The following is a 15,060-nucleotide window of genomic DNA, read 5'->3' as shown; positions in this document are numbered from 1 at the left end:
GAGAATTTGCCGAAGTCGGGGCAAGTCGGGCCGGGCAAAAGCCGTAGAAGGCTCGAAAGGGCGACGCGCTTTGGCTACTTCTTGTCGGCAGCGGCCAGACTTCGTATATGCGCCCGACACAAACGGCGAAGCAGCTTCCCCAACTGTACCGCTCTCAACCATGCAGAATTGCCCCCTCCGCTTGTCGTCGGGAGAGGGCAATTCGGGTTATGCAGGGAACTTGCGAAATCGAATCATCCGCCGGCGACGGCCGGAATGATCGACACGCCGGCGCCGTCCGGGGTGGCCGTCTCCAGGCCCTGCTCGAAGCGGACGTCGTCGTCGTTCACGTACACGTTGACGAAGCGGCGCAGCTTGCCCTGGTCGTCCAGGACGCGGGCGGCGATGCCGGTGTGGTTCTTCTCCAGGTCGGCGATGACCTCACCCAGGGTCGCCCCCTCGGCGGCCACCTCGGCCTTGCCGCCGGTGTAGGTGCGAAGGATGGTGGGAATGCGGACGTTCACGCTCATGGGGTTCACCTCGGTAGCTCAAAGGGGCGCCCGTCAGGGGCGCAAAAGGGGAAAACTCGGGCCCTACGCGGTTAACCGGCCAGGCCCGCGGAACGGAACGCCTCAAGGCTCGGCTTGATCGTCGCGGTGGCCTGCGAGGTCTCGGCGACGGCGTCCAGCGTCTTCAGGCCGTCCCCGGTGTTGAGCACCACCGTGGTCAGGGAGGGGTCGATGAGCCCCGCCTCGACCAGCTTCTTCGTGACGCCCACCGTCACACCGCCGGCGGTCTCCGCGAAGATGCCCTCGGTCCGCGCGAGCAGCTTGATCGCGTCGACGACCTGCTCGTCGTTCACGTCCTCCACGGCGCCGCCCGTGCGCCGCGCGATGTCGAGCACGTACGGCCCGTCGGCGGGGTTGCCGATGGCGAGGGACTTGGCGATGGTGTTCGGCTTCTGGGGGCGCACGACGTCGTGACCGGCCTTGAACGCGGCCGACACCGGCGAGCAGCCCTCGGCCTGGGCACCGAAGATCTTGTAGGGCTTGTCGGCGACGAGACCGAGCGCGATCAGCTCCTTCAGACCCTTGTCGATCTTCGTGAGCTGGGAGCCGGAGGCGATCGGGATGACCAGCTGGTCCGGCAGCTCCCAGCCGAGCTGCTCGCAGATCTCGTACGCGAGGGTCTTGGAGCCCTCGCCGTAGTACGGCCGCAGGTTGACGTTGACGAAGCCCCAGCCCTCGCCCAGCGGATCGCCGATCAGCTCGGAGCAGAAGCGGTTCACGTCGTCGTAGTTGCCCTCGATGCCGACCAGCTCGCCGCCGTAGACCGCGGCCATGACGACCTTGCCCTGCTCCAGGTCGTGCGGGATGAACACGCAGGAGCGGAAGCCGGCCCGGGCGGCGGCGGCGCCGACGGCGCCCGCGAGGTTGCCGGTGGAGGAGCAGGACAAGGTGGTGAAGCCGAAGGCGCGCGCCGCTTCGAGCGCCTGCGCGACGACCCGGTCCTTGAACGAGTGCGTGGGGTTCCCCGAGTCGTCCTTGACGAACAACTTGCCCTGTTGGAGACCCAGTTCACGCGCGAGGTTGTCGGCCTTGACGAGCTTGGTCCAGCCGGGGTTGAGGTTCGGCTTGTCGGCGACGTCGGCGGGCACGGGGAGCAGCGGGGCGTAGCGCCAGATGTTGGCGGGGCCCGCCTCGATCCGCGCGCGCAGCGCCTCGGGGTCGCCGAGGGGAAGGTCGTAGGCCACTTCGAGGGGGCCGAAACACTCGACGCAGGCGAAGATCGGGCCGAGCGGGAAGGTGGTGCCGCATTCCCGGCAGGAGAGGCCCGAGGCGGGACCGAGATCAACGGTCGCGGCGGGGTCGGAAGTCCCGGAGGTGGTGGAGGTCGCGGTGTTTTCGGTGGCGACGGTCTGCACAGCCATGGAGGCGAGGCCCTTTCTCCTCATCTTCCTCGCGACGCATCTCGCCGCGAGACGGAATTGGCACCTTCCCCACCGTGACCTCGCGGTCGGCGGGAGGGTTGCCGGGGCTTCAACGGGCCGTATCCCTCTGCCCCTCTGGATGAGCGGTATTCGATTGTGGGTTTCAGTTGTCGATCTCACGCGGCGACCCCGACATGCGGCGGCGACCGGCGTTGTTCAAGACTGTAACCGACGGCCCGGACCCTTGAGATAGTCGTCCGAACCGCGAGATGGATCACATGACGGCCTGTATGACGGACGACGGGCCGTATGACGGATGACTGGCCGTATGACGGATGACTGGCCGTATGACGGATGACTGGAGAGGACCCTGACCGTGCTGGAAGAGGTCGAGCGCTGGCTGAGCGGGCGTTCCTGGTCGGTGGCCGACCGCCCGCTGGAACGGCTGGCCGCCGCCAAGCGCGCGTCCGGCACCTCGGTGAGCGTCGTCCTGCCCGCGCTGGACGAGCAGGAGACGGTCGGCGCGATCGTCTCCGAGATCCGCCGCGAGCTGATCGAGCGGACACCGCTGGTCGACGAGCTGGTGGTGATCGACTCCGGGTCGACGGACCGCACGGCGCAGGTGGCGCGGGAGGCGGGCGCGAAAGTCGTCCACCGCGACGAGATACTGCCGCGCCTCGCGCCGCTGCCCGGCAAGGGCGAGGTGCTGTGGCGCTCGCTGCTCGTGACCGGCGGGGACGTCGTCGCGTTCGTCGACGCCGATCTGCGGGAGTTCTCCGCCGACTTCGTCTCGGGGATCGTGGGCCCGCTGCTCACCGACCCCGACGTGGCCTTCGTCAAGGCGATGTACGACCGCCCCCTGGGGGAGGCCGCGGGCCAGGGCGGCCGGGTCACCGAGCTGATGGCGCGGCCGCTGCTGAACATGCACTGGCCACGGCTCGCCGGCTTCGTGCAGCCGCTCGGCGGCGAGTACGCGGCCCGCAGGTCGCTCCTGGAGCGGCTGCCGTTCCCCGTCGGGTACGGAGTGGAGCTGGGCCTGCTCGTCGACGCCCTGCACACGGTGGGCCTGGACGCGCTCGCGCAGGTGGACGTCGGCGTGCGCAAGCACCGCCACCAGGACGGGCAGGCCCTCGGCCGGATGGCGGCGGCCATCTACCGCACGGCGCAGGTGCGGCTCGCGCGCGGCCACCTCGTGCGCCCCGAGCTGACGCAGTTCGAGCGGGGGGAGCGGGGCTTCGAGCCGCGGACTTACGCGGTGGACACCCAGGAGCGGCCGCCGATGGCCGGCATCGCGGAGTACGCGCACCGCCGCGTGGCGTGACCGTCGGGCGCTCGCACGTTTGCCCGGGCCCGGGACGGGCTACGTTTGGCCACATGGTCCCCGAGCCCCGAACAGCAGCAGCGCAGGTACTCGTCGCGTCCAACCGCGGCCCCGTCTCGTACACCGTCGGAGAGGACGGGGAGCTGACCGCCAGGCGCGGCGGCGGCGGCCTGGTCTCCGGACTGAGCGCCATCGGCGACTCCCCCGAGGATCCCGCCGCCCTGTGGGTGTGCGCGGCGCTCGGCGAGGGCGACCGGGAGGCGGTGCGGCGCGGCGTCGCCGAGCCGGGCGTCCGGATGCTCGACATCGACGCGGGCTCCCGCGAGGGCGTGCACACGGCGGCGTACAACGGCATCGCCAACTCGGTCCTGTGGTTCGTGCACCACATGCTCTACCAGACGCCCCTGGAGCCCGCCTTCGGTCCCGAGTTCCGCGCCCAGTGGGAGGCGTACGAGACGTACAACCGCGCGTTCGCCGAGGCGCTGGCGGCGGAGGCCGCGCCGGGCGCGGCGGTCATCGTGCAGGACTACCACCTGACGCTGGTGCCGGGCATGCTGCGCGAACTCCGCGACGACCTGCGGATCGGCCACTTCTCGCACACGCCGTGGGCGCCCGCCGACTACTTCCGGATGCTGCCGGACGACGTGGCCGAACAGGTGCTGCGCGGCATGCTCGGCGCCGACCGGCTCGGCTTCCTGACGGGACGCTGGGCGGACGCCTTCACGGAGTGCTGCGTGCGGCTGCTCGGCGGGACGTCCGGGACGCGGGTGGGCGTGCACGGCCTGGGCGCCGACGCGGACTTCCTGCGTGAGCGCTCGCGGCGGGACGACGTCGAGGAGCGGATGACGGCGCTGCGGGAGCAGGTCGGCGAGGGCCGCAAGACCATCGTGCGGGTGGACAGGACGGAGCTGTCCAAGAACATCGTGCGGGGCATGCGGGCCTACCGGGAGCTGCTGCGGACCCGCCCCGAGTGGCGCGAGCGGGTCGTGCACGTCGCCTTCGCCTACCCCTCGCGGCAGGACCTCGCGGTGTACCGCGACTACACCGCGGAGGTCTCGCGGGTCGCCGAGGAGATCAACGCGGAGTTCGGCACGGAGGGGTGGACGCCGGTGCTGCTGCGCGTCGACGACGACTTCGCCCGCTCGCTGGCGGCCTACCGGCTCGCCGACGTGGCGCTGGTCAACCCCATCCGGGACGGCATGAACCTCGTCGCGAAGGAGGTGCCGGTCGTCTCCGACGAGGGGTGCGCGCTGGTGCTCTCGCGGGAGGCGGGGGCGTACGAGGAACTGGGCGAGGACGCGATCCCGGTCAACCCCTACGACATCTGCGCCACGGCCGAGGCGCTGCACGCCGGCCTCTCCATGCCGCCGGCCGAACGGGCCGAACGCACCAAGCGCCTGGCGGCGGCCTCCACGGCACTGCCGCCGGCCCAGTGGTTCCTGGACCAGCTCCACGAACTGACGGGCGGGGACGCCTAGCCCGGACGGCCTGCGGGCGGCATGCCTGTCGGTGGCTCCCCGCGGTGCCGGGCGGGGCGCCTGGGCCGGGCTGCCGCCGCCCGGCGATTGCGCGCCTCGCCCCGCGCTCCTTCCCAGGCCGCCGCTTCGCGGCGGATGTTTCCCACCCACCCACCCGTTCACCCCGCGTCGACCAGCGAGGGCCGGGGTCCCCCGGGGGGCAGGTAGGAACACCCTCGCTGGGAGGCGGCGCGGCGCTTGGAACGCTCTCGCGGGGCGCCGACGTGCCCGTGGTCAGGGCGGGTGGGTGGGGGACACCCCCGCCGGGAGGCGGTGCGGTACTGGGAACGCCGTCCCCGGGCGAAGGGGCGTGCCCGTGGGTGGGGGACGCCCTCGCCGGGAGCAGGCGCCGTACTGAGGGCGCCCCCGGGCTGAGGGGGCGCTGGGTCAGGGGAGGTAGGTGGTGAGGGTGGTGAGGAGGGAGACCACTCCGGACGGGCCGTCTACGACCAGGTCGGCTCGGGTGGCGAGATCCGTGACCTCCGCGCTGCCGCTGCACACCAGCAGGCCCGCCATGCCGTCCGAGCGGAGTTTCTCGACCGCGGCGAAGGCGGGGATGTCGCCGAGGTCGTCGCCCGCGTAGAGCACCGACTCCGCGCCGACCTCCCGCAGGTACGCGGCGAGCGCCACGCCCTTGTCCATGCCCGGCGGGCGCAGCTCCAGGACCATGCGGCCCGGCTCGACGATCAGGCCGTGCCGGTGCGCCAGCTCGGTGAGCGGTCCGCGCAGCGCCTCGAACGCGGCCTGCGGGTCCTGCGCGCGCCGCGTGTGCACGGCGACTGCGCGGCCCTTCTCCTCTATCCACGTACCGCGCCACGCGCCGATCGTGTCGAGGAAGCCGGGCAGCTCGGCCCGGACGGCGGCGACGCCGGGATGCGGCTCGGCGGCCTGCACGGTGCCGGTCACCGCGTCCCAGCGCTCGGCGCCGTAGTGGCCGAGGACCACGAGCTGTTCGAGCCCCGGCACTCCCGCGAAGCCGCCGTAGCGCACGGCGACGCCCGCCTGGCGTCCGGTGACCACGGCGAGGGAGCGCAGGCGCGGAGCGAGCGCGGCGAGCGCGGGCACGGCGTCCGGGTGGGCGCGGGCCTGGTCGGGGTCGGGGACGATCGCGGCGAGCGTGCCGTCGAAATCGAGGGCCACGACGGATCGTTCCGGCCGCTCCAGGATCGCGGCGAGGCCCTCGCGTCCCGCGGGCGTCACGGGTTCGGGCAGGCCGGGACGTCCGGACCGGTCTGGCTGCGCGTACGTAGAGTCACCCATGGGCCCGACCTTAACCGCGTCAGCGCTCTTCGCGCCGGGACTCCCGCACCCGGCGCAGCCGATTGACCGTGATCGGGTCGTGCGCGAGGGCGCGGGGATCGTCCAGAAGGGCGTTGAGGAGCTGGTAGTAGCGCACGGGCACCATGCCCAGCTCCTCGCGGACGGCGCGTTCCTTCGCGCCGGGGCCGGGCCAGTCGCGCCGCTCCAGGGCGAGCACGGCGCGATCCCGCGCGGAGAGCTCCCGCGCGGGCTCCGGCTGGACGGAGGGTTGCTGCTCGGTCATGCGACCAGGCTATTCCGCGCTCTCCGCGGTCGCCGCCTTGTTCTGGATCTGGGAGAGCACCGAGGCGGGGTCGCCGTTCTCCTCGACGGTCCTGCCGATGTTCTTCTTCACGTCGGCGGACACCTGCGCCCAGGACGTCTTGCCCACCGGGTACAGCTGCGAGGTCGGCAGCTCCTCGAGGAACTTGCCGAGGTCGGTGTGGCCGCGCTCCTTGGACATCGCGTCGAAGGCGGAGGTCGTCACGGGCAGGATGTCGTACTCGTTGGAGAAGTCGAGCACGTTCTTCTTGCTGTAGACGTAGTCGAGGAACTTGCCGACCTCCTTGCGGTGGCCGTTCTGCTTGAACGCCATCATCCAGTCGGCGACGCCCATCGTGGCCCGCGCCTTGCCGTTGATGCCGGGCGCCGGCACCATGCCGAACTTCACGCCCTTCTTGGCGGCCATCTTCATCAGCGTGGGGTGGCCGTTGAGCATGCCGACCTCGCCGCGCGAGAACGCCGCGAACGCCTCGGCGCGGTTCAGCTCACCGGGCGCCGTCGGCCCCGTCAGGCCCTCGCCGACGAGTTCGTCCCTGAGCCAGGCGAACGTCTTGGCGTTCTGCTTGGAGTCGATGTCGTACGAGCCGACGTTGTCGGTGTAGCCGCCGCCACCGCTGAGCATCCACATCAGCGTCTCGGCGGGCGCCTCCTCCGGGCCCAGCGGCAGGGCGTACGGGATCTTCACGCCGCGCGCCTTGAGCGCCTTGGCGTCCGACTGCAGCTCGCCCCAGCTCCGCGGCGGGGTGAGGTGCGCGTCCTTGAAGAGCTTGGTGTTGTAGAACAGCAGGCGCGTGGAGGAGGCGAACGGCATCCCGTACTGGATGCGGTTGACCTCGCCGGCCTGGGCGAGCGGCGGCAGGAAGTCGGCCTGGGTGGCGATGGAGAGCAGCTCGTCGGCCTCGTAGAGCTTGTCCTGCGCGGCGTAGTCGGCGTACGCGCCGATCTGCGCCAGGTCAGGGGCGTCGCCCTTCTTGACCATCTCCTTGACCTCGCGGTCCACGTCGGTCCAGGGGCGGACGCTCACCTCGACGTTGATGCCGGGGTTGTCCTTCTCGAAGCCCTCGACGACCTGCGCCCAGTACTTCTTGGAGCTGTTCGCCGCGGAGTCGCCGTAGTCGGCGGCCACCAGCTTGAGGGTGACGTCACCGGAGTCACCGGGACCGCCGCAGCCGGCGAGGACTCCCGCCATGCCCAGTGCGGCCACCGCCGCGGTCAGTCCTGTCACGCGCCGCTGCACAGCTGTCCCACCCTCATTGCTTCCGCGTACTGGAGGCGTCCGCGCCCCAGCGCTTACGAACTGCGATTTTCCCCCGAGTTTCCCCCGAACTCGAACACAAGGTCTACACCAGCCCAGTATCACTTGTGCAACGGCGGCCCCTTTGCGCGACAGGGGCCCCATTGCCGGGCCGCCCCGGGGGCTGCTAAGCACATCACGTCCTCGCACGTATGCACGCACCGCACACCCGGTAGGAGCCTCGTCGCATGTCGCGTACCGCAGCAGAGATCGCCACCCAGCCCGCCTGCTGGCACCGGGCGGCGAAGGCAGCCGCATCGTTCGACGGGCTGCCGCGGCCGGGCGAGCGGGTCGCCGTCACCGGGTGCGGGACCTCGTGGTTCATGGCCCTCGCGTACGCGGCGCTGCGGGAGGCCGCCGGGCAGGGCGAGACGGACGCCTTCGCGTCGTCGGAGTTCCCGGCCGGGCGGCGCTACGACCGGGTGGTGGCGATCACCCGGTCCGGTACGACGACGGAGGTGCTCGACCTGCTCCGGCGGCTGACGGGCACGGTCCCGACCGTCGCGCTGACCGCCGACCCGAGGACGCCGGTCATGGACGCGGCCGACACGGTGGCGGTCCTGGACTGGGCGGACGAGGAATCGGTCGTCCAGACCCGCTTCGCCACGACCGCGCTCGCCTTCCTGCGGGCGGGACTCGGCGACGTCCCCGGCGTCAAGACCGTGGCGCAGGCGGCGCTCGACGCGGAGCTCGCGGTGACGGAACCGCTGCCGGCGGCGGCGGTCGAGGCGGAGCAGTGGACGTTCCTGGGGAGGGGCTGGACGTACGGTCTGGCGCTGGAAGCGGCGCTGAAGATGCGGGAGGCGGCGGGGGCGTGGACGGAGGCGTACCCCGCGATGGAGTACCGCCACGGGCCGATCTCCATCACCGGCCCCGGCCGGGTGGCGTGGATGTTCGGCACGCTGCCGGAGGGCCTCGCGGCCGACGTGGCCCGGGTGGGCGGCGAACTGGTCGCCCGCCAGGAGGCGGACCCCCTGGCGGACCTGATCCGCGCGCAGCGCCTGGCGGTGACCCTGGCGGAATCCCACGGCCAGGACCCGGACCGGCCCCGGAACCTGACCCGAAGCGTGATTCTGGGCTAGCGGGGGGCCTTGCTTTTGCCTGGCGGGGCGCCTTGGACTGGCGGAACGCCTTGCCTGGCGGGACGCCTTAGCTGGCGGGGCGGCTTGGACTGGCGGGGCGCCTAGCTGGCTGGGCGCCTTGCCTGGCGGCGGGATGCCTTGGGCGGCGGGGGCCTTGCCGTGGCGGGGCGGCTTGGACTGGCGGGGCCTCGGTTGGGCGGCGACTTGCCGTAGCCGGGGTGCCTTGTCTGACGCGGGGTGCCCTGGGCCGCCGACGGGGCTTCGGTCGGGCGGCGACCTGCCGTGGCCCGGGGTGGCTTGCCTTGCGCGGCGTGCCCTGAGCCGGGTGGGCCGGACGATTTGCCCTGGCGGGACGCCAGTGTGCGGCAGGGGTCTTGTCCTGGTGGGGCCTCGGTCGGGGTGTGGGAGGGGCGTTTCCTCGGCTCGGCCCGTTGCGGGCGTCCCACCCCGCCGCTTCGCGGCGGGTTTCTCCCACCCACCCACCCGTTTACCCCGAATCGGGAGGTCCCGTAGGAGCAGAGGCGGCCCCCGCTCCCACGGCAAGGACTCGACGCGGCGCAATCGGGCGGGCGGATGCTCCTACGGCAAGAGGCCGACGCCGGGCAAACGGGCGGGCGGATGTTCCTACGGCAAGGGGCCCGACCCCGGGTGAACGGGCGGGTGGGTGGGGAACATCTGCCGCGAAGCGGCAGGGCTGTCCCTACGGCGAGGGCCCACGCGGGGCAACCGGGCGGGCGGGTGCGCTCCACGAGGGCCGACCCCGGGCGAACGGGGCGGGTAGATGCTCCTACGCCAAGGGGCCGACCCCGGGCAATCGGGTGGGTGGGTGGGAGATGTCCGCCGCGAAGCGGTGGGGCCGCTCCTACGGTGAGGGTCGACCCCGGGCAATCGGGTGGGTGGGTGGGGGATATCCGCCGCGAAGCGGTGGGGCTGTTCCTACGGCAAGGGCCCGACCCCGGGTAATCGGGTGGGTGGGTGGGAGACGTCCGCCGCGAAGCGGTGGGGCTGTTCCTACGGCAAGGGCCCGACCCCGGGTGAACGGGCGGGTGGGTGGGAGACCCAGGCAACCCCAAGAAGAAAGCGCGCGGCACAGCCGAGAAACGAAGTGGACTAGACCTTTCGCGACCACCACGCGACACTGTCCCCCGTGAGACACGTCATCGCCCTCGATGTAGGCGGCACCGCAATGAAGGCCGCCCTGGTGGCCGCGGACGGCACCCTGCTCCACGAGGCCCGCCGCCCCACCGACCGGGACCGCGGCCCGGCCGCCGTGATCGAGTCCATCCTCGGCTTCGCGGAGGACCTCCGGGCCCACGGCGAGGCCCACCTGGGCGAACCGGCCGCCGCGGCGGGCGTCGCGGTGCCCGGCATCGTCGACGCCCCCCGCGGCATCGCCGTGTACGCCGCCAACCTCGGCTGGACCGACGTCCCCCTGAGGGACCTCCTCAGCGCCCGCCTGGCCGGCGCCCCCGTGGCGCTGGGCCACGACGTCCGCACGGGCGGCCTCGCCGAGGGCCGCCTGGGAGCGGGCAGGGGCGCCGACCGGTTCCTGTTCGTCCCCCTGGGAACCGGCATCGCCGGCGCCATCGGCATCGCCGGCGCCATCGAGCCGGGCGCCCACGGCTCGGCGGGCGAGATCGGCCACATCGTCGTACGCCCCGGCGGCCCCCCCTGCGGCTGCGGCCAGCGCGGCTGCCTGGAGCGCCTGGCCTCCGCGTCGGCGGTCAGCAGGGCCTGGGCACAGGCGAGCGGCGACCCGCACGCGGACGCCGCCGACTGCGCGAAGGCCGTGGAGTCCGGCGACCCGAGGGCCCAGAAGGTCTGGCGGAACGCGATCGACGCCCTGGCCGACGGTCTGCTGACCGCCCTCACCCTGCTGGACCCGCACACGCTGATCATCGGTGGCGGTCTGGCCGAGGCCGGGGAAACCTTGTTCACGCCGCTGCGTGCCGCCGTCGCGGCCCGCGTCGTCCAGTTCCAGACGCTGCCCGAAATCGTCCCCGCGGCCCTCGGCGACACCGCCGGATGCCTGGGCGCGGGCCTCCTCGCCTGGGACCTCCTCGACGAGACGACGGCCCCCACGGCTCCCACGACCCCCGGGACAACGAACCCCGAGAAAACCGACCCCCAGAAAACCGACCCCCAGAAAACCGACCCCACGGAGGTAACCACCTGATGGCCACTAGCAAGGTTCTCGCCGGTGCCCAGGTGGTACTGCCCACCGGAACCCTCACCGGCGGCCGGGTGATCGTCGAGGGCACCCGCATCGCCGCCACCGCCCCCGCCGACGCGCCCACCATCGACCTCACGGGCCACTGGCTGGTCCCCGGCTTCGTCGACCTCCACAACCACGGCGGCGGCGGCGCCTCCTTCACCTCCGGCACCGTGGAGGACGTACTCAAGGGCGTCCACACGCACCGCCTGCACGGCACGACCACGCTCGTCGCCTCCACGGTGACCGGCGACATGGACTTCCTCGCCCAGCGGGCCGGGCTGCTGAGCGAGCTGGCCGAGCAGGGCGACATCGCGGGCGTCCACTTCGAGGGGCCCTTCATCTCGCCGTGCCGCAAGGGCGCCCACAGCGAGGCCCTCCTGCGCGACCCCGACCCCTCCGACGTCCGCAAGCTGCTCGACGCCGCCCGGGGGCACGCGAAGATGCTCACCCTCGCCACCGAGCTGCCGGGCGGCCTCGACTCCGTGCGCCTCCTCGCCGAACACGGCGTGATCGCCGCCGTGGGCCACACGGACGCCACGTACGAGCAGACGGTGGAGGCCATCGACGCGGGCGCCACCGTCGCCACGCACCTGTTCAACGCGATGCCGGGTCTCGGCCACCGCGCGCCGGGCCCGATCGCCGCCCTCCTGGAGGACGAGCGGGTCACCGTCGAGCTGATCAACGACGGCACGCATCTGCACCCGGCCGCCCTGGAGCTGGCCTTCCACCGGGCGGGCGCGGACCGCGTCGCGTTCATCACCGACGCGATGGACGCGGCGGGCTTCGGCGACGGCCGGTACATGCTCGGCCCCCTGGAGGTCGAGGTGCGGGACAGCGTGGCGCGGCTCGTGGAGGGCGGCTCCATCGCGGGCTCCACCCTCACCCTGGACCGCGCCTTCAAGCGCTCGGTGACCGTCGACGGGCTCTCCGTCGAGGACACCGTCCGCGCCCTGTCGGCCAACCCGGCCAGGCTGCTGGGCATGGCCGACACGGTGGGCTCCCTGGAGCCGGGCAAGGACGCGGACCTGGTGGTCCTGGACGCCCACTTCGACGTCAAGGGCGTGATGCGCAAGGGCGAATGGGTGGTCGAACCCGGCTGAGCGCGAGGCGGTCGGCCCTCGCCTCTGGGCCAACCGCCTTCCGTTTGGCATGATCAGAACGGCGAAAGCGCGGCGGGACACAGGCACTTCGGGGGTGGTCACCAGTGATGCTCACCGTCACGCTGAACACCGCCGTCGACCTCACCTACCGCGTCCCCGCCCTCACCCCGCACGCCTCGCACCGCGTCACGGACGTGCGCGAACGCCCCGGCGGCAAGGGCGTCAACGTCGCCCGCGTCCTCGCGGCCCTCGGCCACGACGTGACCGTCACCGGTTTCGCCGGCGGCGACACCGGCCGCTCCCTGCGCGCCCACCTGGCCGCCGAGCCCCGGATCACGGACGCGCTCACCCCGGCCGCGACCGCCACCCGCCGTACCCTCGCCGTCGTCGACGCCTCGACCGGTGACACCACGCAGCTCAACGAACCCGGCCCGGACATCACCCCCGCCGAATGGGCCGCCTTCCTCGACTCCTACGAGGACCTGGTGCGGGCCCCCGGGACGACGGCGGTCGCGCTCTGCGGCAGCCTGCCGCCCGGCGTCCCCGTCGGCGCGTACGCCCTGCTGGTACGGGTGGCGCGCGCAGCCGGCGTCCCCGTCCTGCTGGACACCAGCGGGGAGCCGCTGCGGCGCGGGGTCGCCGCCCGCCCCGACGTCGTCAAGCCCAACGCCGACGAACTGGCCGTGCTGACCGGCTCGCGGGACCCGGAGCGGGCCACCCGCGACGCCCGCCGCAGGGGCGCGCACGCCGTGGTCGCCTCGCTCGGCGCCGACGGCCTCCTGGCCCGGACACCGGACGGCACCTGGCAGGCGCGCCCGCCCGCGCCCGTGCGGGGCAACCCGACGGGCGCGGGCGACTCGGCGGTCGCCGGGCTGCTCTCCGCCCTCGCCGAGGGCCTGCCGTGGCCGGAGCGGCTCGTGCGCGCCGTCGCGCTGTCGGCGGCGACCGTCGCGGCGCCGGTGGCGGGCGAGTTCGACCCCTCGACGTACGAGGCCCTGCTGACGCGGGTCACGGTGACCACCAAGGCCCCCACGGGGTAGCCGCCCACCAAGAGCCGTACCCGCACGACCGCACGACCGCACGAAGAGCCGTATCCGCACCGCGCAACGGGGCGCAGCGCCCCGGGAATTGGGGAGCACGTGCCAATGGTCCGCACCGGCGAACTCGTCGCGGAGGCCCGCGCCGCGGGTCACGGCGTCGCCGCGTTCAACGTCATCACGCTGGAACACGCCGAGGCGATCGCGCTGGGCGCCGAGCGCGCCGGGACGGCGGCGATCCTCCAGATCTCGCAGAACGCGGTGCGCTTCCACGGCGGCCGCCCGGGCCCGGTGGCGGCGGCGACGGCGGCCGTGGCCCGCGCGTCCTCGGCCCGGCTCGCCCTGCACCTGGACCATGTGACGGACGTCGAACTGCTGCGGGCCGCCCACCCGGAGGGCTTCAGCTCCGTGATGTTCGACGCCTCGAAGCTGACGTACGGCGAGAACGTGAAGGCGACGGCGGACGCGGTGCGCTGGGGCCACGAGCGGGGCATCTGGGTCGAGGCGGAGCTGGGCGAGGTGGGCGGCAAGGAGGGCGAGCCGCCGCTGGACGCGCACACGCCCGGGGTGCGCACGGACCCGGCGGAGGCGGCCGCGTACGTCGCCGACACGGGCGTGGACGCGCTCGCAGTGGCCGTCGGCTCCTCGCACGCGATGACGGAGCGGACGGCGACCCTGGACCACGAGTTGATCGCGTCCCTGGCGGCGGCCGTGCCCGCGCCGTTGGTGCTGCACGGCTCAAGTGGCGTACCGGACGCGGAGATCCGCCGCGCGATCGCCTCCGGCATGGTGAAGATCAACGTCGGTACGGCGCTCAACACGGCGTTCACGACCGAGGTACGCGCCCACCTCGCGGCGCACGCCTCGGTCGTGGACCCCAGGAAATACCTCGCCCCGGCCCGCGAGGCGATGGCCGGGACGGTGGCGGGTTTCCTGGGGCTGCTGGCATAGCCCCGGCCGCGGGGCTAGCCCTGGTCGCCCTCGACGAGCCACATCTGGTCGATGTTGGCGCCGGTGGACCCGCACAGGTTGTCCTGCTCGCAGGTGAGCGTGACGGTGTTGGTGCCCTTGGTGAGCTGGACCACCGCCCAGGTGTTGGTCCAGCCCTTGTCCCACTCCCCTTCCTTCGCGTGGGCGAAGTTCATCATGTTCAGGGGGCGGATCTGCTTCTTGCCGTTGACCAGGATCGTGGCGTTGGAGTCCTTGCCGGGCACGCCGTAGTTGACGCGCAGGCTGTACGAACCGGCCTTCGGGATGCCGTTGGCGGTCCAGGTCACCTGGGCGCCGACCTTGTCGAAGCCCGTCACGTAGACCCCGCCGGCGGCCTTGGCGCCGGCGACGTCGGACGCCGTGGTCGTGCCGCCCTGGAGCTGGAGCGTCTTCGCGTCCGTCTTGGGCAGTTCGGTCTTCTCGGCCGGCTTCTTCTTCGTGGGCTTCTCGCTGGGCTCGACGGTCCGGGCCGCCGTCGGCTTGCCGCCCGCCTGCTCCTCGCCGCCCTTGTCGTCGTCGCGGCCGAACAGCATGGCGGCGCCGATGCCGATGGCGACGACGGCCACCACCGCTATGGCGGCGATCAGCAGCCCCTTGCTGTTGGGTCCCCGGCCGCGGCCGCCGCCCGGGGGCGCGTTCCGCGGCGGGGCGACGGGCGCCCCGCCGGGCTGCGCCTCGGGCGCGGTGTAGTGCGGGTTCGGCCGGCCGTAGGGCTGTTGGGCCTGCTGTTGTGGGACCTGCTGGCCGTACGGCTGGGTGGCCTGCGGCTGCCCGTAGGAGGTGGGGCGGCGCTCGCCGACCGCCCGGACGTGGTGGTACGAGGACCGGGGCCCGGGGTAGCCGTAGCCGCCCCCGCTGCCGGGTGGGGTCGCTCCGGCCGCCTGTCCGTCCTCGTACAGGTAGCCGAACGGATCGTCGTCGCCCTGCGGCGCGCTCGGCGTGTTCTCGCCGTTATTGCCGGGCGTCATTCCCAGGTCACTCCCTCACATCGCTGACGGCGGGAGCCTACCCGGT

At 72.8% G+C, this 15,060-nt stretch carries 13 protein-coding genes and 1 riboswitch; of the genes, 7 read left to right on the top strand and 6 right to left on the bottom strand.

The window, feature by feature from the left end; all coding sequences use genetic code 11:
- Positions 1 to 233 precede the first annotated feature (233 nt).
- Both ACZ516_RS15935 and thrC read right to left on the bottom strand, forming a co-directional pair.
- A complete protein-coding gene (locus ACZ516_RS15935) occupies positions 234 to 509 on the bottom strand; it encodes a ubiquitin-like small modifier protein 1 (protein ID WP_150169311.1) in 276 nt (91 codons plus the stop codon).
- Positions 510 to 580: 71 nt separating this feature from the next.
- Complete coding sequence (thrC, locus tag ACZ516_RS15930) at positions 581 to 1,933, bottom strand: threonine synthase (RefSeq protein ID WP_361083734.1); 1,353 nt, start codon at positions 1,931 to 1,933, stop codon at positions 581 to 583.
- A riboswitch (SAM riboswitch) is annotated at positions 1,927 to 2,055 on the bottom strand. (Overlaps the previous gene by 7 nt.)
- Before the next feature lie 230 nt (positions 2,056 to 2,285).
- Between thrC and ACZ516_RS15925 the strand changes: the two genes are divergently transcribed.
- Positions 2,286 to 3,230 carry a glucosyl-3-phosphoglycerate synthase gene (locus ACZ516_RS15925; protein ID WP_469010632.1) on the top strand — a complete coding sequence of 315 codons (945 nt, stop codon included), beginning with the start codon at positions 2,286 to 2,288 and terminating at the stop codon, positions 3,228 to 3,230.
- 53 nt (positions 3,231 to 3,283) lie between these two features.
- Positions 3,284 to 4,708 carry an alpha,alpha-trehalose-phosphate synthase (UDP-forming) gene (locus ACZ516_RS15920; protein WP_469010630.1) on the top strand — a complete coding sequence of 475 codons (1,425 nt, stop codon included), beginning with the start codon at positions 3,284 to 3,286 and terminating at the stop codon, positions 4,706 to 4,708.
- A gap of 426 nt (positions 4,709 to 5,134) precedes the next feature.
- On the opposite strand, the gene otsB is transcribed toward ACZ516_RS15920, so the two are convergent.
- Genes otsB through ACZ516_RS15905 form a run of 3 tightly spaced genes read right to left on the bottom strand, consistent with a single transcriptional unit; the run spans position 5,135 to position 7,565 of the window.
- A complete protein-coding gene (otsB, locus tag ACZ516_RS15915; RefSeq protein WP_469010629.1) occupies positions 5,135 to 6,007 on the bottom strand; it encodes a trehalose-phosphatase in 873 nt (290 codons plus the stop codon).
- Between the two features lie 19 nt (positions 6,008 to 6,026).
- A complete protein-coding gene (locus tag ACZ516_RS15910; protein ID WP_358588364.1) occupies positions 6,027 to 6,290 on the bottom strand; it encodes a DUF3263 domain-containing protein in 264 nt (87 codons plus the stop codon).
- Positions 6,291 to 6,299: 9 nt separating this feature from the next.
- Positions 6,300 to 7,565 (bottom strand): ABC transporter substrate-binding protein, encoded by a 1,266-nt coding sequence (locus ACZ516_RS15905; protein WP_469010627.1) that lies wholly within the window; start codon positions 7,563 to 7,565, stop codon positions 6,300 to 6,302.
- 245 nt (positions 7,566 to 7,810) lie between these two features.
- Here ACZ516_RS15905 and ACZ516_RS15900 point away from each other — a divergent pair, with 245 nt between their 5' ends.
- The 5 genes from ACZ516_RS15900 (at position 7,811) to ACZ516_RS15880 (ending at position 14,007) form a co-directional block, all read left to right on the top strand.
- Positions 7,811 to 8,704, top strand: a complete 894-nt coding sequence (locus ACZ516_RS15900; RefSeq protein ID WP_361083721.1) for an SIS domain-containing protein — start codon at positions 7,811 to 7,813, stop codon at positions 8,702 to 8,704.
- Between the two features lie 1,147 nt (positions 8,705 to 9,851).
- Positions 9,852 to 10,880, top strand: a complete 1,029-nt coding sequence (locus tag ACZ516_RS15895) for an ROK family protein (protein ID WP_469010626.1) — start codon at positions 9,852 to 9,854, stop codon at positions 10,878 to 10,880.
- A complete protein-coding gene (gene nagA / locus ACZ516_RS15890; RefSeq protein ID WP_361083715.1) occupies positions 10,880 to 12,019 on the top strand; it encodes an N-acetylglucosamine-6-phosphate deacetylase in 1,140 nt (379 codons plus the stop codon). The genes ACZ516_RS15895 and nagA overlap by 1 nt, the downstream gene beginning before the upstream one ends.
- Positions 12,020 to 12,123: 104 nt before the next feature.
- A complete protein-coding gene (locus ACZ516_RS15885; protein WP_469010624.1) occupies positions 12,124 to 13,059 on the top strand; it encodes a 1-phosphofructokinase family hexose kinase in 936 nt (311 codons plus the stop codon).
- A gap of 99 nt (positions 13,060 to 13,158) precedes the next feature.
- Positions 13,159 to 14,007 carry a class II fructose-bisphosphate aldolase gene (locus tag ACZ516_RS15880; RefSeq protein WP_469010623.1) on the top strand — a complete coding sequence of 283 codons (849 nt, stop codon included), beginning with the start codon at positions 13,159 to 13,161 and terminating at the stop codon, positions 14,005 to 14,007.
- 14 nt (positions 14,008 to 14,021) lie between these two features.
- Here the strand turns inward: ACZ516_RS15880 and ACZ516_RS15875 are convergent, their stop codons facing one another.
- Complete coding sequence (locus ACZ516_RS15875) at positions 14,022 to 15,014, bottom strand: carbohydrate-binding protein (protein WP_469010621.1); 993 nt, start codon at positions 15,012 to 15,014, stop codon at positions 14,022 to 14,024.
- Positions 15,015 to 15,060 lie beyond the last annotated feature (46 nt).

It is taken from the genome of Streptomyces sp. NPDC034037, assembly GCF_055575715.1.
This window is presented reverse-complemented; position numbering and strand designations above follow the sequence as displayed.